Below are 18,515 nucleotides of genomic sequence, written 5' to 3' on the forward strand. Positions count from 1 at the left end.
GGTCGCGAAGAGTGACCGTCCCGAGCTGACCTCGGCCAAGATCATCGTCTCCGGTGGCCGCGCCATGCAGAGCCGCGAGAACTTCGCAAAGTACATCGAGCCGCTCGCCGATAAACTTGGCGCCGGTGTCGGCGCTTCGCGTGCGGCGGTGGATGCGGGCTATGCGCCGAACGACTGGCAGGTCGGCCAGACCGGCAAGGTCGTGGCCCCCGAGCTCTATGTCGCGGTCGGCATTTCCGGCGCGATCCAGCATCTGGCCGGCATGAAGGACTCCAAAGTGATCGTCGCGATCAACAAGGACGAGGACGCGCCGATCTTCCAGGTCGCTGATTACGGCCTGGTCGCCGACCTCTACCAAGCGGTTCCGGAGCTGACGGCCGAACTCGGCAAGCTCGGCAAGTAAAACGCGCTAAACACCGGCCGGAGCTATAAACTCCGGCCGGTGTTGCTTTTTGAGGCGTTTTCTTTGGCGCGGGACACGCCTTCGAAGCGATCCAATCTAGGTTTCGAGGCCGGGTTCTGATTAAATCAGACCTCCCGGCTCAGGGGGATAGGCAGGCGCGGTTGATAGCGCGCCGTTCCGGTGGATGACATTATGGCGGCAGTAATCAAGAAGGTCGGCGTGATCGGCGCGGGGCAGATGGGCAATGGCATCGCGCATGTCGCTGCGTTGGCCGGCTTCGACGTGGTGCTCAACGATATTTCGACCGACCGCCTCAAGTCAGGCATGGCCACGATCAACGGCAATTTGACGCGCCAGGTCTCCAAGAAGGCCGTCAGCGAGGACGACAAAGCCAAGGCGATGGCGCGTATCGTAGCCGGCGAGAAGCTGGACGATCTCGCGGACTGCGATCTCGTGATCGAGACCGCCGTCGAGAAGGAAGAGGTCAAGCGCAAGATTTTTCACGATCTCTGCGCTGTGTTGAAGCCCGAGGCGATCGTCGCTTCCGATACTTCCTCGATCTCGATCACGCGGCTGGCCGCCGCCACTGACCGGCCCGAACGCTTCATCGGCATTCACTTTATGAATCCGGTGCCGTTGATGGAACTGGTGGAGCTGATCCGCGGCATCGCCACCGACGACCAGACCTTCGAGGCGTCAAAGGAATTCGTAGGCAAGCTCGGCAAACAGGTCGCGGTCTCCGAGGATTTCCCGGCCTTCATCGTCAACCGCATCCTACTGCCGATGATCAACGAGGCGATTTACACGCTGTACGAAGGCGTGGGCAACGTCGAGGCGATCGACGCGGCGATGAAGCTCGGCGCGCACCATCCGATGGGCCCGCTGGAGCTCGCTGATTTCATCGGCCTCGATACCTGCCTGTCGATCATGCAGGTGCTGCATGAGGGCCTCGCCGACTCCAAGTACCGCCCGTGCCCGCTGCTGGTGAAATACGTCGAGGCGGGGTGGCTTGGTCGCAAGACCCAGCGCGGCTTCTACGACTATCGCGGCGCCAAGCCGGTTCCGACGCGATAAAGCTGTTTTGTGCCCCGGAGGCAGCGCGAAGCGCTGCAGAGCCGGGGCCCAAAGGCCGCGCGCACACTGAAGCATGGGTCCCGGCTCCGCCGTGCGTCACTTCGTGCCGCGCCGCGTCCTGGACACGGACGAAGCCTACCCTGCGGCGCTTCGTGACAATTCATGTCGCGTTAACCGCTCGCCTCTAGGTTACGCGCGGTACGAGGGTTTGCGTAATGGACATGATGGCGATGGTCAGCAGCATGCTGGCCTCTCAGCAAGGCGCGCTGCAGTCGAATATCTCGGCGACGCTGATGAAGCAGAACGCGGATGCGGAGAAATCCACCGTCCTGACGCTGCTCGGCGCCGGACAGCCATCGCTCGCCAATGTCGGCGCCGGCGTCGGCGGCAATATCAACGTCACCGCCTAAACATCATCGCTTAGAACGACGCGGCGGCTTTGCCCGTCGCAGCCCGGATCAGCTTGAGCGCATCCTCGCTCGCCCATTCCGCCGGCCCCGCGATCGTCGCGATCTCGCAGCCTTGAGGATCGACCAGCACCGAGGTGGGCATGCCCACGGCCCGGCCTATCGCCTTAAGATCCTGAAAAACCTTGGCTTTCTGATCGCTGAAATAGCCGAGCCTGATAAGATTAGCCTCTTTCAGAAACGTCTTGGGCTTCTCGGGGGCGCGGGTGTCGATATTGATCGCCACCACCTCGAAATTCGGGCCCGAAAGTTTGCCCTGGAGCTCGTCCAACGCCGGCATTTCCTTGCGGCAGGGCACGCACCAGGTGGCCCAGAGGTTCACCAGCAGCGTCTTGCCGCGGAAATCCGACAGCTTCTTCGGCCTGCCGTCGGCGTCCTCGAAGGCCAGGTCCGGCAGCTTTAGCGGTGCGGTCGCCATGGTCAGCGCCGCCACCTCGCCATGGGCAAGTGGGGCGATCCTCTGTGCGGTGTTCACCGCCGCCCGGCAGGCGGGATCGCCGGAGGGGGCCCGGCCTAGGCCCAGCCCGTACAGCGCGGCAAAGCCAGCCAGGCCCCCGACCACCACGGTGGCGATGACCACGGGGATACGGCGCGTGGCCGACCGTGCTGTCCTTTGGTCGAGCCTGTCGTTGGGGTCGAGCATATCGTTTGTCATCCGGTCGCAGATATGGCTATCAGAGGCCTCTTAATACGGCTGGCAGCCGTCAGCAAACATGCGGCGGCCACAGGCAAGGCGTGAGCAGGGGATCATGAGCAACAAGATGTGGGGCGGCCGGTTCTCGGAACGTCCCGACGAGATCATGGAAGAGATCAACGTCTCCATCGACGTCGATCGTCACCTCTTTGCCCAGGACATTGCCGCGTCCAAGGCCCACGCCGCGATGCTGGCCGCGCAGGGCATCATCACGGCCTCTGATGCGAGAAATATCGGCAAGGGTCTAGACACGATTTTGTCAGAGATCGGCGAGGGCGCCTTCGAATTCAAGCGCGCGCTCGAGGACATTCACATGAATGTCGAGAGCCGCCTGTCCGAGCTGATCGGCCCTGCCGCCGGCCGCTTGCACACCGCGCGCTCGCGTAACGACCAGGTCGCGACCGATTTCCGTCTCTATGTCCGCGATGTCCTCGATGAGACCGACGCCTCGCTCGCCGCGTTCCAGCAGGCGCTGGTCGAGCGCGCGCTGGAGCACGCCGGAACGGTCATGCCGGGCTTCACGCATCTGCAGACCGCGCAGCCGGTGACCTTCGGCCACCATCTGCTCGCCTATGTCGAGATGGCCGCGCGCGATCGCGGCCGTTTCCAGGACGCGCGCAAGCGGCTGAATGAGTCCCCGCTCGGAGCTGCAGCGCTCGCCGGTACCTCGTTCCCGATCGACCGTCACGCCACGGCGAAGGCGCTCGGTTTTGAGCGTCCGATGGCGAACTCGCTCGATGCGGTCTCCGATCGCGACTTCGTGCTGGAGACGCTGTCGGCGGCCTCGATCTGCGCCGTGCACATGTCGCGCTTTGCCGAGGAGATCGTGATCTGGACCTCGCCGCTGGTCGGCATGATCCGCCTCAGCGACAAGTTCACCACGGGATCCTCGATCATGCCGCAGAAGCGCAATCCTGACGCCGCCGAGCTGGTGCGCGCCAAGACCGGCCGCGTCATCGGCGCGCTCAATGGGCTGCTGATCGTCATGAAGGGCCTGCCGCTCGCCTATCAAAAGGACATGCAGGAGGACAAGCAGGGCGCCATGGAAGGCTTCGCCGCGCTGTCGCTCGCGATCCGCGCCATGACCGGCATGGTCCGAGATCTCGTGCCTGATGAAGCGAAGATGAAGCTTGCTGCAGGCGAGGGCTACGCCACCGCGACCGATCTTGCCGACTGGCTGGTGCGGACGCTGAAGATGCCGTTCCGCGAGGCCCATCACGTCACCGGCCGCATCGTCGCGAAAGCCGCCGAGGACGGCGTGGCGCTGCACGAGCTGCCGCTGAGGGAGATGCAGGCAATCGAAGCGAAGATCACGAAAGACGTGCTTGGCGTGCTCTCGGTCGAATCGTCGGTGAAGAGCCGGACCAGTTTCGGCGGTACCGCGCCGAAGAACGTGGCATCGCAGGCCAAGGCCTGGCTGAAGCGGCTGGAAAAAGAGCGAAAATTGGGCTGAGGGGCAAAATTTCGCTTATGTTTCATGGTCATCCGGGTCTCGCCAGAGCGCGCCAATCTCTGTATGGTGCGCCGCGCGTAGTGGGGATTTCGTCGTGACGTCAAAGTTTCGCCCGGCCGGCTCGGGGTGGGCCATCATTGTCTTGAGCCTGACGGCGCTCGCGCTTGCCGGCTGTGGCCGCAAGGGCCCGCTGGATCTGCCGCCGACCGCCTCCAGCGCGTCAACGGCCAACGTCGCGCCGCCGACCGATACCGAGACCGAAGCCCAGAAGACGCCGAGCGTGTTCAATCCCACCTATGGCGCGGACGCCGCACCGGCGGCGACCAAGGGCAGGAAGAAACCGTTTATCCTCGACCCGCTCCTGGACGAAAGACCCAGCCGATAGGCTGGGGCAACTGAGCCAACGCCATGAATCATTTTGACTATCGCAACGGCGTGCTGCACGCCGAGGCGGTGAACCTGTCCGAGCTGGCTGCAACCGTCGGCACGCCGTTCTATTGCTATTCGACCGCGACGCTCGAGCGGCACTATCGCGTTTTCACCGACGCCTTCGCGGGCGAGAAGGTGCTGGTCTGCTACGCCATGAAGGCAAATTCCAACCAGTCGGTGCTGCGCACGCTGGCCAGGCTCGGCGCCGGCGCGGACGTGGTGTCCGGCGGCGAATTGAAGCGCGCGCTGGCCGCCGGCATTCCAGCAAGCAAGATCCTGTTCTCCGGCGTCGGCAAGACGGAAGCCGAGCTGCGCGCTGCGCTGGCGGCCGACATCCTCTGCCTCAATGTCGAATCCGAGCCCGAGCTCGAGCTGCTGTCGCGCCTTGCGACCGAGACCGGGAAGACCGCGCGGATCTCGATCCGTGTCAATCCTGACGTCGATGCCGGCACGCATGCGAAGATTTCGACCGGCAAGTCCGAGAACAAGTTCGGCATCCCGATCGCGCATGCCCGCGAGGTCTATGCCCGCGCCGCGAAGCTGCCGGGCATCGAGGTCACAGGCACCGACGTGCATATCGGCAGCCAGATCACCGACCTCTCCAAGATGGAGATCGCGTTCCGCATCCTCTCCGAATTCGTGCAGACGCTGCGTGCCGACGGCCACAACATCTCGCATGTCGATTTCGGCGGCGGTCTCGGCATTCCCTATTACATGGACCGCGAGGCGCCGCCGGCGCCCGACGCCTATGCCGCGATGGTCAAGCGCGTCAGCCACAATCTCGGCTGCACGCTGATGTTCGAACCGGGCCGCATGATCGTCGGCAATGCCGGCATCCTGGTCGCCAAGGTGATCTATGTGAAGCACGGTGACGGCAAGAATTTCGTCATCATCGACGCCGCCATGAACGATCTGATCCGCCCGACGCTGTACGAGGCCCATCACGACATTCTGCCGGTGACGCAGCCTGCGACGGGGGCCGCGACCATCGTGGCCGACATCGTCGGCCCGGTCTGCGAGACCGGCGACTATCTCGCACTCGATCGCACGCTACCGACGCCAAAGCCCGGCGACCTCATCGCCATCATGACCGCCGGCGCCTACGGCGCAGTGCAGGCCGGCACCTACAATACGCGGCCGCTGGTGCCCGAAGTGCTGGTGAAGGGCGACCAGTACGCGGTCGTGCGTCCGCGCATCGAGGTCGAGCAATTGATCGCGATGGATACGCCGGCGCCGTGGCTATGAGGCTGTGATTGTCCACGATGAGCGCAGCTAGCGCTGCGCCCATCGCTGCATTGACCCTACTTCTTGAACCGGTCCCTGATTGCTGCGAGGCCGGAATCATAGACGCCGCCGAGGGCATCGACCGCTTCCTTCTCCCGCCCCGGGTCGGGCGTGTAGATGCCGGTCCATGTCACCACCGATGCGCCTTCACCCTTTGCCGTGACCTTGATGGTCGACTTGTACTGGCTCACCGGCAGTGGGCTCGACAGGAACGCGTAGGAATAGCTGTAGTCTTTGTCGTTCCGCGCAGTCTGCGTCTCCACGAACGAGGCCTTGCCGTCCCTGGTGACGAGCGTCCGGGTTGGCGGCGACTTGCCGTCCGCAATGCACTGCCCCACCGGCGGCAGCCAATCCTTGATCGCGCAGAACGGCCCGATGACGGACCACACCTCGGCCGCAGCACTGCTGACCTCGATGCTCCTCGTCAGATTGGCTGCGGACGCCGGCATGACGCCGACGCCCAGGCCGAGGGTGCAAATCGCGGCGCTGCGAACCGAAACGAGCAATCTGGAAGCCGTTGAATCGTATTTCTTCATGGTAATCTCCTGTGTCCGGCGGGCCGCGATTGCGGCGGCCGGCTTGCCAATGCCGGTCGAATAGACGCTCACCACGGTCCGCGGCCAGTTCAGAGAATGAATCGCTGCTGATACAGAAACTGAACTAGGAAGCCGCGCGCCGCGGCCCTAAGGTTGCGCCTTCGCTTGTCACGGAGGCCCGCATGACCATCGGCAGCTACAGGCAGTTCTGTCCGGTCGCGATGGCGGCCGAGATATTGTGCACGCGCTGGACCGTCGTGCTGCTACGTGAACTCGTCGCCGGCTCGACCCGGTTCAACGAGTTGCGCCGCGGCGTTCCCCGCATGTCGCCTGCGCTGCTTTCCCAGCGCCTCAAGGAACTCGAAGCTGCAGGCATCATCATCCGCCAGCCGTCGGCTTCCGAGCGCGGCGTGATCGAGTATCAGCTGACCGCTTCCGGACGCGAACTCGGCCCCATCGTCGAGGCGTTCGGCATCTGGGGCCAGCGCCGCATCGAGTCGGATCTGTCGCTTCAGCATCTCGATGTCCAGCTGTTGATGTGGGACATGCGGCGGAATTTGAACACGACGCCGATGCCGACCCGCCGCAGCGTGCTGCAGTTCGCGTATCCGGAATTACCTTCGACGCAGCGATTGTGGTGGCTGATCGTCGATCCCGACGACAGTGTCGACCTCTGCTCGATTGATCCCGGTTTCGACGTTGACCTTTACGTGTCGGTTGATCTGCGCACCATGACGGCGATCTGGATGGGACTCGATACCGTGCGGGCGGCCGCCGCAAGCCGGCGGATGCTGCTCACCGGCGATCGGCAGCTTGCCGCGGCCATGCAAAGTTGGCTCGGCCTTAGCCCGTTCGCCAAGGAACGCAAGCTGGCGAGCTGATCCAGGGCGGCGCAATTCAGTATTTGTATCGCCCCGCTACAGTTCCCGTACTGGCAAGTCCGCGCCGTGTTCTGGCACCAAGTGATGCCCGCCCTTCAACGCGGAGCTGAACTCGAGCCAGGAGACACGACATGACAGCGTATCTGATCGCGGACATCAAAGTGACTGACGGAAAGTGGGTGCCGGACTACGCCGCGTCCGTCCACGAGCTGGTGCACAAGCATGGCGGCAAGTATCTTTCCCGCAGCGGCAATGTGAAAACTCTTGAAGGTGCCCCTCTCGACACATCGCTGATCGCGATCATGTCTTTTCCCACGGCGAAAGCGGCGGAGTCCTTCGTTACTGATCCCGCCTACGGCCGATTCGCGGCAGCGCGCAGGGGCGGCAGCGAGAGCCGCTTCCAGTTGATCGACGATACGGACTTGGCCGGCACGATCCCCTATCTCGCCAAGGCTTGAACTGCGTCTTCGTCAAAAACCCGGCCGCAGGCGCAGACGTGCCCGGCCAACACAGGAGATCGAATGAACGATTCACTCGCCGGCGCCGGCCTGCTTCGCATGCTTTTCGTAGCTTGCAGCGTGGCCTTCGTGCTCGGACTCTCCGGCGTCGCGTCGGCCCGAGTCACACGGTGCGACATTACGTGGGTCAGCTGCAACAATACCTCTGCGAAATGCTCGAGCGAGAGACGGTGCATGCGCAGGTGCGACGAGAAGTATATCAAATGCAGCGGGGGCTCGGCCTCCCTGCAACTGGGGCAGCCGATCGACCTTCCGGAACTTGGCAGACGCCGCTCGTAGCAGATCGATCCAAGGAGGACAGCGCAGCGCCGGTCGTCGGCGCTGCGCTGTCGTGTTGGCGCTAGCCGGGTGGCCTGCCGCCAACCACGACGCCCGCCCTCTTCTCGATCGGCTTGATCGCCGCGGTGAAATCGGACTCGGCGCCTTCCGCGCTGATGACCGTCTCCCACAACCGGCCGACCGCCTCCGCGACCTCCATCGACAGGCCGAGCTGCTTCATCTCCTCCAGCGCCAGCCGCACGTCCTTCACCATCAATCCCGTGGCGAAGCCGAAGTCGAAGCTGCGCGGCAGCACCGAGCGCGGAAACTTGTCGCGGCTCGCGGTGTTCATGCCGGAGCCGGCATTGATGACGTCGATCATCACGGCGGGATCGAGCCCCGCCTTGACGCCCATCACCACCGCTTCCGAGGTCGCCACGATCGCGGTGGCCGACAAGAAGTTGTTGGCGAGCTTCATGGTCTGCGCCGCGCCGGGCTTCTCGCCAATGAAGAACACTTTCCCGATGACGTTGAGCGCGGGCTTGAGCAGCTCGAACTCGGTCTTCGGCCCCGAGACCATTACCGCGAGAGTGCCTTTCTCGGCGCCGCCGACGCCGCCGGAAACTGGGCAGTCGATCTGCACGATGTCATGCTTGGCGAGCAGGCCGTGAATCTTCACCGCCATCGCTGAGCCGACGGTGGAGAGATCGACGAAGCGTTTGACGCGGCTTCCCTCGATCACGCCGTTCGGCCCCGTCGCAACCGCGAGCGAAGCCTGCAGCGAAGGCAGGCTCGCCATGACGGTCTCGACCTGGTCGGCGACGTCCTTCGGCGACGTCGCCGCAGTGGCGCCGCGCGCCACCAGCTTGTCGACGACCTCCTGGCGCGTGTCGAATACGACGAGCCGGTGGCCGGCCTCGATCAGCCGCCGTGCCATCGGGAAACCCATATTTCCGAGGCCGATGAATCCGATGTCCATGGTGTTTCCTTGTGGTGAGTATTCGTTGTTGTTGATCGGCCCGTATCCATCCTCGGTGTCTTCCTGGCGAAAGCCAGGACCCATTACCCCAGGGAGACGTTTTGGCGCGAAGTGGCAACTCCGAGTGCCCGTAACCACACCTGCCAGTGGCTATGGGTCCGGCTTTCGCCAGGACGACATGGGGACGTCGCGTCCCCGTCCTTCACGACGGCACCCCTCACGCCTTGCCGTCGATCTCCGCGAACATCTCGCGCGCGATTCGAAAACTGTCAACCGCGGCCGGCATGCCGCCATAGATTGCGACCTGCATCAGGATCTCGCGGATCTCGTCGCGGCTGACGCCGTTTGTGAGTGCACCCTTCAGATGCGCGCGGAATTCGTGCTGACGATTGAGGATCGCGATCATCGCGATGTTGAGCATGCTGCGGGTCTTGCGCGGCAGCTCCTCGCGGCCCCACACCGTGCCCCAGCAATATTCGTTGAGCATCTCCTGGAACGGACGGTTGAAGTCGTCGACGGTCTTCAGGGCGTTGTTGACATAGGCCTCGCCCAACACTGCTTTGCGGACTTCCAGGCCCTTGTCGTGCATCTTCTTGTCCATGGTGTTTCCTTTGTTTTCCTTGGCTGTCGGCGCGGAAATTACGGGGTTGCGGCGGGCCAGTCACGTCCTCGTGTTATGCGGGAAAAGGGGCGTCTCCCGTACAGGAACGGATGCCTCAGTGCTGCCGTTGTGGTACGCTTCTCTACCGGGCAACCTGGAGAGTTGATTGAACGGCGTCACCCCCGACCCGTCAGACCCGATCCGCGATGGCGACGCTCTGTCGCGGCTGAAGCTGGCGCAAGCCCTGCAGCGGGCCACTTATGCCATCGCGTGGGAGCGTGCCTGGCCAAATTTGGCGCGGCTTCTCACCGTCGTCGGTCTGTTCCTGGTGGTGTCCTGGGCCGGCCTCTGGCTGGCGCTGCCGTCTATTGCCCGCGCCATCGGTCTCGTCGTTTTCGCCGGCGTCGCGATTGTCACCCTGTTCCCGTTGAGTCGCTTCCGCTGGCCGAGCCGCGAGGAGGCGCTGGCCCGACTCGACCGCGGCTCCGGCATCCGTCACCGGCCGGCCACCACGCTGACGGACACGCTGAGCTCGCAGGACCCGGTTGCGCAGGCCTTGTGGCGGGCGCAGCGTGAGCGCAAGCTGGCTTCGATCAAGCGCATCCGCGCCGGTCTGCCGAAGCCCCGGCTCGCTCTGCATGATCCCTGGGCGCTGCGCGCGCTGGTCATGGTGATGTTGGTTGCGACCTTCTTCGCCGCCGGCGACGAGCGTGCGATGCGGCTCGGGGCCGCCTTCCACTGGAACGGCGTGCTGGCCCCGACGAATGTTCGCGTCGATGCCTGGGTCACGCCGCCGCTCTACACCGGCAAGCCGCCGGTCATTCTGTCGGCCGCGAACAAGGAGGCCGCCGTGCTGCCGGCCAGCGGCCCGCTTGCCGTTCCCGCCGGCGCGACCCTGATCGTTCGCTCCTCCGGCGGCAGCCTTGATGTTGTCGTCTCCGGCGGCCTCAAGGAAGTAGCGCCCACCGAAGCCGCCCCCAAGGGCACCAACGAGAAGCATTTTGCCATCAGCGGCGACGGCACCGCGCATGTCCGCGCGCCCTCCGGCCAGCCGCAATGGGCGTTTGCGGCAACGCCGGACCGCGCGCCGACGATCGCGCTGGCCAAGGATCCCGAGCGCCAGGCCCGTGGCGGACTCCAGCTCACCTACAAGATCGAGGACGATTACGGCGTCACCGGCGCCGATGCGCAAATCGGCCTGCGTGCCGCCGATACCAAAGATGGTGTCAAGGATGGCAGCAAGGAGGCCGACACCAAGGCCGCCGCGCGGCCGCTATTCCAGCCGCCGCAATTCCCGCTCGTGCTGCCGAATGCGCGCACCCGCAACGGCGTCGGTCAGACGGTGAAGGACCTCAGCGAGGATCCCTATGCCGGTGCCGATGTCACGCTGACCCTCACCGCCAAGGACGAGGCCGGCAACGAGGCCAAGAGCGAGCCCTTCAACATGCGCCTGCCCGAGCGGCTGTTCACCAACTCGCTCGCGCGCGCGCTGGTCGAGCAGCGCCGCATCCTGGCGCTCGACGCCAACAAGAATTCGGATGTCTACGCCGCGCTCGACGCGCTGATGATCGCACCCGAATTGTTCACGCCGGATGCGGGCTGCTATCTCGGCCTGCGCAGTCTGGCGCTGCAGCTGGAAGCCGCCCGCACCGACGACGCGCTGCGCGATGTAGTGGGAAGCATGTGGGCGTTCGTGGTCACCATCGAGGACGACGGTGTCGCCGGCAGCGTCAACGCCGCGCTGCGCTCGGCTCAGGACGCGCTCAAGCGGGCGCTGGAACGCGGCGCCAGCGAGGACGAGATCAAAGCGCTGACGCAAAAGCTTCGCGAGGCGATGGCCGGCAAGGTGCGCGATCTCGCCCGGCGCGCCGAGCAGAATCCGCTTGGACCCCGGCAGCCTTTCCCGGCAGAGGTTCAGCTCATCCTCGACAAGGCGGTCGAGCTGCGACAGAAGACCCAGCATGCCAAGCCCGAGCAGCTCGAAGAGCTGGCGCAGCAGCAGGACGTCTTGCGCCAGCAGCTGCAGGCCTATCGGAAGTCGGCGAACAGCCGGGCGAAGGGGGGCGAGGACGGCGCCAATCAGTTTACGCGGGACCGGAAATGCGGAAGCTAGCGCGCGTGCCAGTCGTGAAGGCGATCTCGATCGCCTGTCTTGCCCTCCTCCTGGGAGGCTTCCCCGCTGCCGTCTCGGCCCAGCAGGACCAGGATCCCGATGCGCTGCTCGATAGCGCGGAAAAGGCGATGCAGGAGTCCGGCGACAGCCTCAGGCAAAAGGAGTCCGGACGAAGCCTGAACAATCAATCCGATGCGATTCAGAAGCTCGAGGACTACAAGCGCGCGACGGAAAAGAGCCAATCCTCCAATCGCGATCGTTCCGTCATCACGCAGCGCGATCTCGACGAGCTGTTGAAGCAGATCGAGAAGGCCGCGAAGGAAGGCAATCGCGAGGCGGCCCAGCGCCTGCTCGAGCAGCTCGCGCAGATCATGGAAAACCTCCAGATGGCGCAGCCCGGGCAATCCGGCGACAGCGACATGGAGCAGGCGCTCAACGAGCTCAGCGACATGATCCGCAAGCAGCAGCAATTGCGCGACAAGACTTTCAAGCAGGGGCAGGATTCCCGGCGTGAGCGCTCGCGCGGCAAGCAGCAGGGCGACCAGTCGATGTCGGATCTCCAGCAGGATCAGCAGTCGCTGCGCGACCGCCTGAAGAAGCTGCAGGACGAGCTCGCCAAGCGCGGCCTCACGCAGAAGGGGCAAAAGGGCCAGAAGAGCCAGGGCCAGAAGGGGCAAAAGGGTCAGCAGGGCGAGCAGGGACAGCCGGGCCAGGATGGCGATCAGGACGGTGACCAGGGCGATGACGACGGCAGTCTGGACGCCGCCGACGGGGCCATGGGCGATGCCGGCTCGCAGCTCGGCGAAGGCAATTCGGATGGTGCCGTGGACTCGCAGGGGAAAGCTCTCGAGGCCTTGCGCAAGGGCGCGCAGAAGATGGCCGAGGCGATGCAGCAGGGCGATGGCGACGGGCAGGGCGATGGCCCCGGCAACCGGCCCGGTCGTCAGCAGAGCGGCGGCAATCAGACCGATCCGCTCGGTCGCCCACTTCACGGCCGCGATCTGAGCGACGACTACACGGTCAAGATCCCCGGCGAGATCGACGCCCAGCGCGTCCGCCGCATCCTCGAGGAGCTCCGCCGCCGCTTGGGGGACAGCTCGCGCCCGCAGATCGAGCTCGATTACATCGAGCGGCTGCTGAAGGATTTTTGAGTTCTCTGTCATCGCCCGGCTTGACCGGGCGATCCAGTACTCCGAGACGGTTGTGATTCAATCGAGAGGCTGCGGCGTACTGGATGCCCCGGTCAAGCCGGGGCATGACAGCGGAATACGTGGCGCCCCGACGCCGCTACCCCTTCTTCGCCGCCAGCGCGTCCGCCACCGCCGTGCGGATGTCGGCGACCGAGAACGGCTTGGTCACGACGTCATGCACCAGCGCATTGAGGTTCGAGGCGCGCTCGCGCTGGTCGGCAAAGCCGGTCATCAGCAGAATGGTCAAATCGGGGAAATCGCGTGCGACGGAAAGCGCCAGCGCGATGCCGTCCATCACCGGCATCTGGATGTCGGTGAGCAGCAGGTCGAACCTGCCGTCCGCGCGCGTGAGGATCTCCAGCGCCTCGGCGCCGTCTTGCGCGGTGACGATCTCGTGGCCGTCCATGGCGATGGCGCGCGCCACCAGCTGGCGCATCGAATCCTCGTCGTCGGCGATCAGGATCTTGGACATGAGACCAACCTTGGGATCAATCTCGCCACCAACTTTGCCTGCGAGACCTGCGAAATCGATTATACGCTGCCGCCGGCGATGTCGCGCCGGTTGAAGAAGCGAACGTCGATATTGCGGCCCTCCGGCGGCGGCGAGGCCAGGCGCGAGCGGAAGAAGGCGCGCTCGCCGGGCTGTAGCACGGTCTGTTCCAGAACGGCGTTCCAGGCGTAGATTTCCGCGCCTTGCGCGTCGCGCACTGCGAAGCGCAAGCGGGGAATGTCGAGCGGCTTCTTGCCCTGTCCCACGATCACGCCCTCGATCACCAGCACCTGCTTACCGTCTACTGTCTCGCTGGAGAGCTTGACGTCCTTGAAGGCGAGTGCGCGCAGGTTAACTTCGAGGCCAACCATCCTGTAGAAGGCTGCCGTCTGCGGCAGCAGCCGCACCATGTCTCCGCGCCAGATCACCAGCGCCAGGACCAGCGCGCCCATGGCGGCGCAGGCGGTCGGCAGGCCGAAATGGGATTTTCGCGGGGCCGCCGTGGCCACCGGACGGCGCACTCGCGCGCCGCGGCGACGGCCGAACAGGCCACGGAACCAGGACTGGTGCTGTTCGCCGCCGACTTCCTCCTCAACGGATCGGGCGGCCGCGGACCATTCGTCCTCGGTGTCGGCGGCTTCCTGGTCCGGCCAGTCGCTGGCGATCGAGGGGCTGTCAACGACAGGCGCGTCAGCGGCTCCGTCGTCCTGGGCATAGGAGTTCCATTGCTCGGCGAGATCGGCCTGGTCGTCGGCCCGGCTGGCCGCGGCCATGGCCGGCACAGATGCCTCCTCGATGGCATCCTCGGCATGGGCGACCCACGTTTCCTTGCAACGGGAACAGCGCACGGTCCGGCCGTTCGCCCCAAGGCTCGCGGGCTTGATGGCGTAGGATGTCGTACAATGAGGGCAGACGATATGCATGGACGAGCCTTGATGCATGGACAAGTCTTGACCGTGACACGGTCGTGGAGAACCGAGACGGAAAGATGCTACCAATTATGCTACAGGACGACCGTTAACGAACCGGAAACCATAACGGCCGCAAAACCCGCGGATCGCGTGTGGCGGAGCACAGCCGTGCGGCCCGCGGCCTCTCTCGAACGGAGCTGAGCTTGGTTCGGTTCGAAAATGTCGGATTGCGTTACGGCCTGGGGCCCGAGGTCCTGCGCGACCTCAACTTCCAGATCCCGGCGCATTCCTTCCAGTTCCTCACCGGCCCGTCCGGCGCCGGCAAGACCTCGTTGCTGCGCCTGTTGTTCCTCTCGCATCGCCCGACGCGGGGGCTCGTCAACTTGTTCGGTCACGACATCTCGCAGCTCGGCAAGGACGAGATCGCAGACTTGCGCAAGCGCATCGGCATCGTGCTCCAGGATTTCCGCCTGCTCGATCACATGACGACCTATGAAAACGTGGCGCTGCCGTTCCGCGTGATGGGCCGCAGCGAATCGAGCTACCGCAAGGAGGTCATCGATCTCCTGAAATGGGTTGGGCTCGGCGAGCGCATGGACGCGCTGCCGCCGATCCTGTCCGGCGGCGAAAAGCAGCGCGCGGCAATCGCGCGCGCCGTGATCTCGCGGCCGCAGCTGCTGCTGGCCGACGAGCCAACCGGCAGCGTCGATCCGACGCTCGGCCGCCGCCTGCTGCGGCTGTTCATCGAGCTCAACAAGTCAGGCACCGCCGTCATCATCGCCACCCACGATATCGCCCTGATGGACCAGTACGAGGCGCGACGCTTCGTGCTGCACCAGGGACGGCTGCACGTCTATGAATAGGCCCGACGAGCGCGGCGTGCTGGTCGATCTCGGGCAGGAGGGGCCGCCGCTTCCGGCCCGGGCGCGCAATATGTCGCCGATCGTGCCGCGCGCCTCGATCCACGGCCGCGCGCTGGTCGCCGTTGTCGCCATCATGACCTTCCTGGCCTCGATGACGACCGGCACGGTGCTGCTGGTGAGCGCCTCCGCCGCCGAATGGCAGTCGGATGTCGCGAGCGAGATCACCATTCAGGTCCGGCCGCAGACGGGCCGCGATCTCGAACGCGACACCGCGGCGGTGACCGAGGCCATGCGCGCGCAAGCCGGCATCGTCGAGGTCAAGCCGTTCACGAAGGACGAGAGCGGCAAGCTACTCGAGCCCTGGCTCGGCACCGGGCTGTCGATGGACGATCTGCCGGTCCCGCGCATGATCATCGCGCGCGTGCAGCCCGGCACGGCGATCGATCTCGGCGCCTTGCGCGCCCGCGTGACCCAGGTGGCGCCAAGCGCGAGCGTCGACGATCACCGCGCCTGGATCGAGCGCATGCGCTCGATGACCAACGCCACCGTGCTCGCCGGTCTCGGCATCCTCGCGCTCGTCATCGTCGCCACCATCATCTCGGTGTCGTTCGCAACCCGCGGCGCCATGGCGGCGAACCGTCCGATCGTCGAGGTGCTGCATTTCGTCGGCGCCGGCGACCGCTACATCGCCAACCGCTTCCTGCGTCATTTCCTCAGGCTGGGGCTGGAGGGCGGCGTGATCGGCGGCGGCGCCGCCATGCTGGTGTTCGGCTTCTCCGAGTCGATTGCAGGCTGGTTTTCGGGCACTCCCGTCGGCGACCAGTTCGCCGCGCTGCTCGGCACCTTCTCGCTGCGGCCATCCGGCTACATCGTGCTCGCGGTGCAGGCCGTGCTGATCGGCGCCATCACCGCGGTCGCCTCGCGCCAGACGCTGTTCGCGACGCTGAATGATGTCGATTGAGATGGTTTTCTTCCTTCTCCCCTTGTGGGAGAAGGTGGCGCGAAGCGCCGGATGAGGGGTTCTATCCACGTGCACGAACGTCGAGGCGAGTTCGCGGAGACATACCCCTCACCCGTCTCGCCGCTATCGCGGCGAGCCACCCTCTCCCACAAGGGGAGAGGGGAAATCTGGTTCGCGGCCCCAGCGCTTCGCCACATAGTTTGAGGCCGACAAACCGGACTCCACTTCGCCTCAAAACGTCCTAAAATCACCTCTGGGAAGGGATCACCGACATCGCATGAGCGCGCCGACCGCCGATCGATCGCCGAAACTGCCGCGCGGGTGGCTGCGCGCGGCCGTGATGTCGACGATTGCGCTCGCCTTCGTCGGCGCGGCGGCGGGCTTTATAGCGTTTCTGTCGCAATTGCGCGGCGCCGAGATCGCGCCGGACCGCAAGGCGGACGGCATCGTGGTGCTCACCGGCGGCTCCTCGCGGGTGTCGGATGCGATGGAGCTGCTCGCTGCCGGCTACGGCAGGAGGCTCCTGATCTCCGGCGTACACCCGACCTCGACGGCGAGCGACATCTCCCGGACGCTGCCGGAGAACCAGTCTTTCATGCGTTGCTGCGTCGATCTCGACCGCACCGCGGTCTCGACCCGCGGCAATGCCGCGGAAGCGCGGCGCTGGGCCGCGGGACGCGGCTTCAAATCGCTGATCGTGGTCACCTCGAACTATCATATGCCGCGCGCGCTGGTGGAATTCTCGCATGCGATGCCGGAGGCGACACTGATCCCGTTCGTGGTGGTCGGCGACAAATGGCGCGACGAGCCGTGGTGGACCTCGGCGTCCACTTTGCGGCTGCTGCTGTCGGAATATGTCAAGTATATCGCGGCGGAGGTCAGGGTGCGGCTGGAGGATTTCGGGATTGACCTTTCGCCCGAGATGTCGGAGCAGCCTTCCGGGCTGCAGGCGAAGCGGCCCGCCACCGCACAGGCCAATTGATCGGCAACTGATCGGCAATTGATCGGATCCTCGATGTTCTTGATTTTCCTGCGATCGCTCGTGTTCAACGTGCTGTTCTACACCGTGCTGGTGTGCCTCGCGATCGTGGCGCTGCCGACCTTCGCATTGCCGCCGCGCGCCATGCTCACGGTCGCGCAATGGTGGGCAAAGGCGACGCTGTTTCTGATGCGGGCTGTCTGCAACATCAAGGTGGAATTCCGCGGCCTCGAAAAGATCCCGAGGGGACCATTGGTCGTTGTGGCGAAGCATCAGTCGTTCTGGGAGACGTTCGTCTTGCCGGGCTTCTTCGACCGTCCGATTTTCATCCTCAAGCGTCAGCTCATGCAGATCCCGGTGTTCGGCCAGTTCCTGGTCAAGACCGGGATGATCGCGATCGACCGCAATGCCGGCGTCAAGGCGCTGCTGGACATGACGCGGCGGGCGCGGGAGGCGGTGCGCAGCGGCGGGCAGCTCGTGATCTTTCCCGAAGGCACGCGCCGCGCCCCGGGCGCGCCACCGGACTACAAGAGCGGCTTCGCGCAGATCTATTCGTCCTGCGGCGCGCCGTGCCTGCCGATCGCGCTCAATTCCGGCCTGTTCTGGCCGCGCCGCACCTTCATGCGCTATCCCGGCACGCTGGTGGTGGAATTCCTCGATCCGCTGCCGCCGGGCTTGCCCAAGGACGAGTATCTCTCCCGTGTGCAAACGGTGATCGAAGACGCGACCGGTCGCCTCGTCGAAGCGGGCCGCAAGGAGCAGGAGCAGCTGATCGGCTCGGCGCCGAGCTATGCGCCGTTGGAGAGCTAGCGGTTTTCCCGATCGTCCGCCGGAGCCGGCGCGTGCGGAGAATGCGCATCACCATGCAGCATCATGGCAAGCTGATGCAGCTGCGCATCGCGAAAGCCTTCGGCCTCGATCGCCTTCACCGTCGCAGTCACGTAGTCGCGGTTGGCGCCGGACTGGCCGTGGCCCTGGAGCACGTGGCGATGCTGGTCGGTGAGCGACAGCCGACCGGCATATTGCACATGGCCGCGGTCGACGACATAGGCGAGCGCGGAGACGCGCTGCCGCGCATCGTTCTCCAGCCACACCGAGCGCATGACTTCGCGATAGACCGACGTCACCTGCTCGCGCGCGCGCAGATAGGCGACGACGTCGGCGCGGTTCTTTTCGGCGACGCGGAAGGCGATGCCGCGGCAGGCGCCGCCGCGGTCGAGGCCGAGCACCAGACCCGGCTTCTCCGGCGTGCCACGGTGGACGAAGGAATAGACACAGAGCGCGCGGTGCTCGCCGACCAGCCGCGCGGGGACGCGCTCCTCGAATTCGAAACCCGGCCGCCACATCAGCGAGCCGTAGCCGAACACCCAGAGGTCGCCTTTGGCTGTGGTGACGGAGGGGAGGGTGATTTCCGACATTTCGGGCACGGCT

Annotated in this window: 21 protein-coding genes; 14 read left to right on the forward strand and 7 right to left on the reverse strand. The window is 65.1% G+C overall.

What is annotated here, in order from left to right:
• From ACFQX9_RS09685 to ACFQX9_RS09695, 3 genes are all read left to right on the forward strand, one after another.
• Window positions 1-403, forward strand: a 403-nt coding sequence (locus tag ACFQX9_RS09685) for an electron transfer flavoprotein subunit alpha/FixB family protein (protein ID WP_377786610.1), incomplete at its 5' end; no start/stop codon positions are given.
• Between the two features lie 192 nt (window positions 404-595).
• On the forward strand, window positions 596-1,477 hold the full coding sequence (locus ACFQX9_RS09690; RefSeq protein ID WP_007597339.1) for a 3-hydroxybutyryl-CoA dehydrogenase: 882 nt from the start codon (window positions 596-598) through the stop codon (window positions 1,475-1,477).
• 215 nt (window positions 1,478-1,692) lie between these two features.
• Window positions 1,693-1,887 (forward strand): hypothetical protein, encoded by a 195-nt coding sequence (locus tag ACFQX9_RS09695; protein ID WP_007597338.1) that lies wholly within the window; start codon window positions 1,693-1,695, stop codon window positions 1,885-1,887.
• 10 nt (window positions 1,888-1,897) lie between these two features.
• On the opposite strand, the gene ACFQX9_RS09700 is transcribed toward ACFQX9_RS09695, so the two are convergent.
• Window positions 1,898-2,587 carry a TlpA family protein disulfide reductase gene (locus ACFQX9_RS09700; RefSeq protein WP_377788047.1) on the reverse strand — a complete coding sequence of 230 codons (690 nt, stop codon included), beginning with the start codon at window positions 2,585-2,587 and terminating at the stop codon, window positions 1,898-1,900.
• Between the two features lie 106 nt (window positions 2,588-2,693).
• On the opposite strand from ACFQX9_RS09700, the gene argH reads away from it, so the two are divergent.
• From argH to lysA, 3 genes are all read left to right on the forward strand, one after another.
• Window positions 2,694-4,091: an argininosuccinate lyase gene (gene argH / locus ACFQX9_RS09705; protein ID WP_377788050.1), complete on the forward strand. Its 1,398-nt coding sequence runs from the start codon at window positions 2,694-2,696 to the stop codon at window positions 4,089-4,091.
• 94 nt (window positions 4,092-4,185) lie between these two features.
• Entirely contained in the window at window positions 4,186-4,476 is a 291-nt protein-coding gene (locus ACFQX9_RS09710; RefSeq protein WP_007615309.1) for a lipoprotein, read from the forward strand.
• A gap of 23 nt (window positions 4,477-4,499) precedes the next feature.
• Window positions 4,500-5,765: a diaminopimelate decarboxylase gene (gene lysA, locus ACFQX9_RS09715; protein WP_377788054.1), complete on the forward strand. Its 1,266-nt coding sequence runs from the start codon at window positions 4,500-4,502 to the stop codon at window positions 5,763-5,765.
• A 56-nt stretch (window positions 5,766-5,821) separates the two neighbouring features.
• Here lysA and ACFQX9_RS09720 read toward each other — a convergent pair whose 3' ends face one another.
• Window positions 5,822-6,340, reverse strand: a complete 519-nt coding sequence (locus ACFQX9_RS09720) for an SRPBCC family protein (RefSeq protein ID WP_026232494.1) — start codon at window positions 6,338-6,340, stop codon at window positions 5,822-5,824.
• A 182-nt stretch (window positions 6,341-6,522) separates the two neighbouring features.
• On the opposite strand from ACFQX9_RS09720, the gene ACFQX9_RS09725 reads away from it, so the two are divergent.
• Both ACFQX9_RS09725 and ACFQX9_RS09730 read left to right on the forward strand, forming a co-directional pair.
• Window positions 6,523-7,221, forward strand: a complete 699-nt coding sequence (locus ACFQX9_RS09725; protein WP_377788058.1) for a winged helix-turn-helix transcriptional regulator — start codon at window positions 6,523-6,525, stop codon at window positions 7,219-7,221.
• A gap of 131 nt (window positions 7,222-7,352) precedes the next feature.
• A complete protein-coding gene (locus tag ACFQX9_RS09730) occupies window positions 7,353-7,679 on the forward strand; it encodes a DUF1330 domain-containing protein (protein ID WP_018453248.1) in 327 nt (108 codons plus the stop codon).
• A 400-nt stretch (window positions 7,680-8,079) separates the two neighbouring features.
• Here the strand turns inward: ACFQX9_RS09730 and ACFQX9_RS09735 are convergent, their stop codons facing one another.
• Window positions 8,080-8,976 carry an NAD(P)-dependent oxidoreductase gene (locus tag ACFQX9_RS09735; RefSeq protein ID WP_377788063.1) on the reverse strand — a complete coding sequence of 299 codons (897 nt, stop codon included), beginning with the start codon at window positions 8,974-8,976 and terminating at the stop codon, window positions 8,080-8,082.
• Window positions 8,977-9,193: 217 nt separating this feature from the next.
• On the reverse strand, window positions 9,194-9,577 hold the full coding sequence (locus ACFQX9_RS09740; RefSeq protein WP_377788066.1) for a carboxymuconolactone decarboxylase family protein: 384 nt from the start codon (window positions 9,575-9,577) through the stop codon (window positions 9,194-9,196).
• Window positions 9,578-9,743: 166 nt separating this feature from the next.
• Between ACFQX9_RS09740 and ACFQX9_RS09745 the strand changes: the two genes are divergently transcribed.
• Window positions 9,744-11,690, forward strand: coding sequence for a TIGR02302 family protein (locus tag ACFQX9_RS09745; protein WP_377788069.1), 1,947 nt, complete (start codon window positions 9,744-9,746; stop codon window positions 11,688-11,690).
• Window positions 11,678-12,841 carry a DUF4175 family protein gene (locus ACFQX9_RS09750; protein WP_085350740.1) on the forward strand — a complete coding sequence of 388 codons (1,164 nt, stop codon included), beginning with the start codon at window positions 11,678-11,680 and terminating at the stop codon, window positions 12,839-12,841. Before ACFQX9_RS09745 ends, ACFQX9_RS09750 begins: the two co-directional genes overlap by 13 nt.
• 136 nt (window positions 12,842-12,977) lie before the next feature.
• On the opposite strand, the gene ACFQX9_RS09755 is transcribed toward ACFQX9_RS09750, so the two are convergent.
• Entirely contained in the window at window positions 12,978-13,352 is a 375-nt protein-coding gene (locus ACFQX9_RS09755) for a response regulator (protein WP_018453253.1), read from the reverse strand.
• A gap of 59 nt (window positions 13,353-13,411) precedes the next feature.
• Window positions 13,412-14,293 (reverse strand): MJ0042-type zinc finger domain-containing protein, encoded by an 882-nt coding sequence (locus tag ACFQX9_RS09760; RefSeq protein ID WP_085385492.1) that lies wholly within the window; start codon window positions 14,291-14,293, stop codon window positions 13,412-13,414.
• Between the two features lie 191 nt (window positions 14,294-14,484).
• Here ACFQX9_RS09760 and ftsE point away from each other — a divergent pair, with 191 nt between their 5' ends.
• From ftsE to ACFQX9_RS09780, 4 genes are all read left to right on the forward strand, one after another.
• Window positions 14,485-15,144 (forward strand): cell division ATP-binding protein FtsE, encoded by a 660-nt coding sequence (gene ftsE, locus ACFQX9_RS09765; RefSeq protein WP_008135325.1) that lies wholly within the window; start codon window positions 14,485-14,487, stop codon window positions 15,142-15,144.
• Window positions 15,137-16,105 carry a cell division protein FtsX gene (locus ACFQX9_RS09770; RefSeq protein ID WP_377788075.1) on the forward strand — a complete coding sequence of 323 codons (969 nt, stop codon included), beginning with the start codon at window positions 15,137-15,139 and terminating at the stop codon, window positions 16,103-16,105. The genes ftsE and ACFQX9_RS09770 overlap by 8 nt, the downstream gene beginning before the upstream one ends.
• Window positions 16,106-16,382: 277 nt before the next feature.
• Window positions 16,383-17,087, forward strand: a complete 705-nt coding sequence (locus ACFQX9_RS09775; RefSeq protein ID WP_018453256.1) for a YdcF family protein — start codon at window positions 16,383-16,385, stop codon at window positions 17,085-17,087.
• A gap of 33 nt (window positions 17,088-17,120) precedes the next feature.
• Complete coding sequence (locus ACFQX9_RS09780) at window positions 17,121-17,894, forward strand: 1-acyl-sn-glycerol-3-phosphate acyltransferase (RefSeq protein ID WP_085361285.1); 774 nt, start codon at window positions 17,121-17,123, stop codon at window positions 17,892-17,894.
• Here the strand turns inward: ACFQX9_RS09780 and ACFQX9_RS09785 are convergent.
• Entirely contained in the window at window positions 17,891-18,502 is a 612-nt protein-coding gene (locus ACFQX9_RS09785) for a gamma-glutamylcyclotransferase (RefSeq protein WP_018453258.1), read from the reverse strand. The two genes, ACFQX9_RS09780 and ACFQX9_RS09785, sit on opposite strands and share 4 nt — an antisense overlap.
• Window positions 18,503-18,515: the final 13 nt, after the last annotated feature.

It is taken from the genome of Bradyrhizobium sp. GCM10028915 (assembly GCF_042666195.1).
Lineage (GTDB): Bacteria > Pseudomonadota > Alphaproteobacteria > Rhizobiales > Xanthobacteraceae > Bradyrhizobium > Bradyrhizobium canariense_D.

Bases quoted from the DNA above. Each gene is read 5' to 3' on its own strand.
- ACFQX9_RS09695 (WP_007597338.1), top strand. From the start codon at position 1,693: ATGGACATGATGGCGATGGTCAGCAGCATGCTGGCCTCTCAGCAAGGC.
- ACFQX9_RS09750 (WP_085350740.1), top strand. From the start codon at position 11,678: ATGCGGAAGCTAGCGCGCGTGCCAGTCGTGAAGGCGATCTCGATCGCC.
- ACFQX9_RS09740 (WP_377788066.1), bottom strand. From the start codon at position 9,577: ATGGACAAGAAGATGCACGACAAGGGCCTGGAAGTCCGCAAAGCAGTG.
- argH (WP_377788050.1), top strand. From the start codon at position 2,694: ATGAGCAACAAGATGTGGGGCGGCCGGTTCTCGGAACGTCCCGACGAG.
- ACFQX9_RS09770 (WP_377788075.1), top strand. From the start codon at position 15,137: ATGAATAGGCCCGACGAGCGCGGCGTGCTGGTCGATCTCGGGCAGGAG.
- lysA (WP_377788054.1), top strand. From the start codon at position 4,500: ATGAATCATTTTGACTATCGCAACGGCGTGCTGCACGCCGAGGCGGTG.
- ACFQX9_RS09720 (WP_026232494.1), bottom strand. From the start codon at position 6,340: ATGAAGAAATACGATTCAACGGCTTCCAGATTGCTCGTTTCGGTTCGC.
- ACFQX9_RS09700 (WP_377788047.1), bottom strand. From the start codon at position 2,587: ATGCTCGACCCCAACGACAGGCTCGACCAAAGGACAGCACGGTCGGCC.
- ACFQX9_RS09775 (WP_018453256.1), top strand. From the start codon at position 16,383: ATGAGCGCGCCGACCGCCGATCGATCGCCGAAACTGCCGCGCGGGTGG.
- ACFQX9_RS09730 (WP_018453248.1), top strand. From the start codon at position 7,353: ATGACAGCGTATCTGATCGCGGACATCAAAGTGACTGACGGAAAGTGG.
- ACFQX9_RS09690 (WP_007597339.1), top strand. From the start codon at position 596: ATGGCGGCAGTAATCAAGAAGGTCGGCGTGATCGGCGCGGGGCAGATG.
- ACFQX9_RS09780 (WP_085361285.1), top strand. From the start codon at position 17,121: ATGTTCTTGATTTTCCTGCGATCGCTCGTGTTCAACGTGCTGTTCTAC.
- ACFQX9_RS09785 (WP_018453258.1), bottom strand. From the start codon at position 18,502: ATGTCGGAAATCACCCTCCCCTCCGTCACCACAGCCAAAGGCGACCTC.
- ACFQX9_RS09760 (WP_085385492.1), bottom strand. From the start codon at position 14,293: ATGCATATCGTCTGCCCTCATTGTACGACATCCTACGCCATCAAGCCC.
- ACFQX9_RS09725 (WP_377788058.1), top strand. From the start codon at position 6,523: ATGACCATCGGCAGCTACAGGCAGTTCTGTCCGGTCGCGATGGCGGCC.
- ACFQX9_RS09755 (WP_018453253.1), bottom strand. From the start codon at position 13,352: ATGTCCAAGATCCTGATCGCCGACGACGAGGATTCGATGCGCCAGCTG.
- ACFQX9_RS09735 (WP_377788063.1), bottom strand. From the start codon at position 8,976: ATGGACATCGGATTCATCGGCCTCGGAAATATGGGTTTCCCGATGGCA.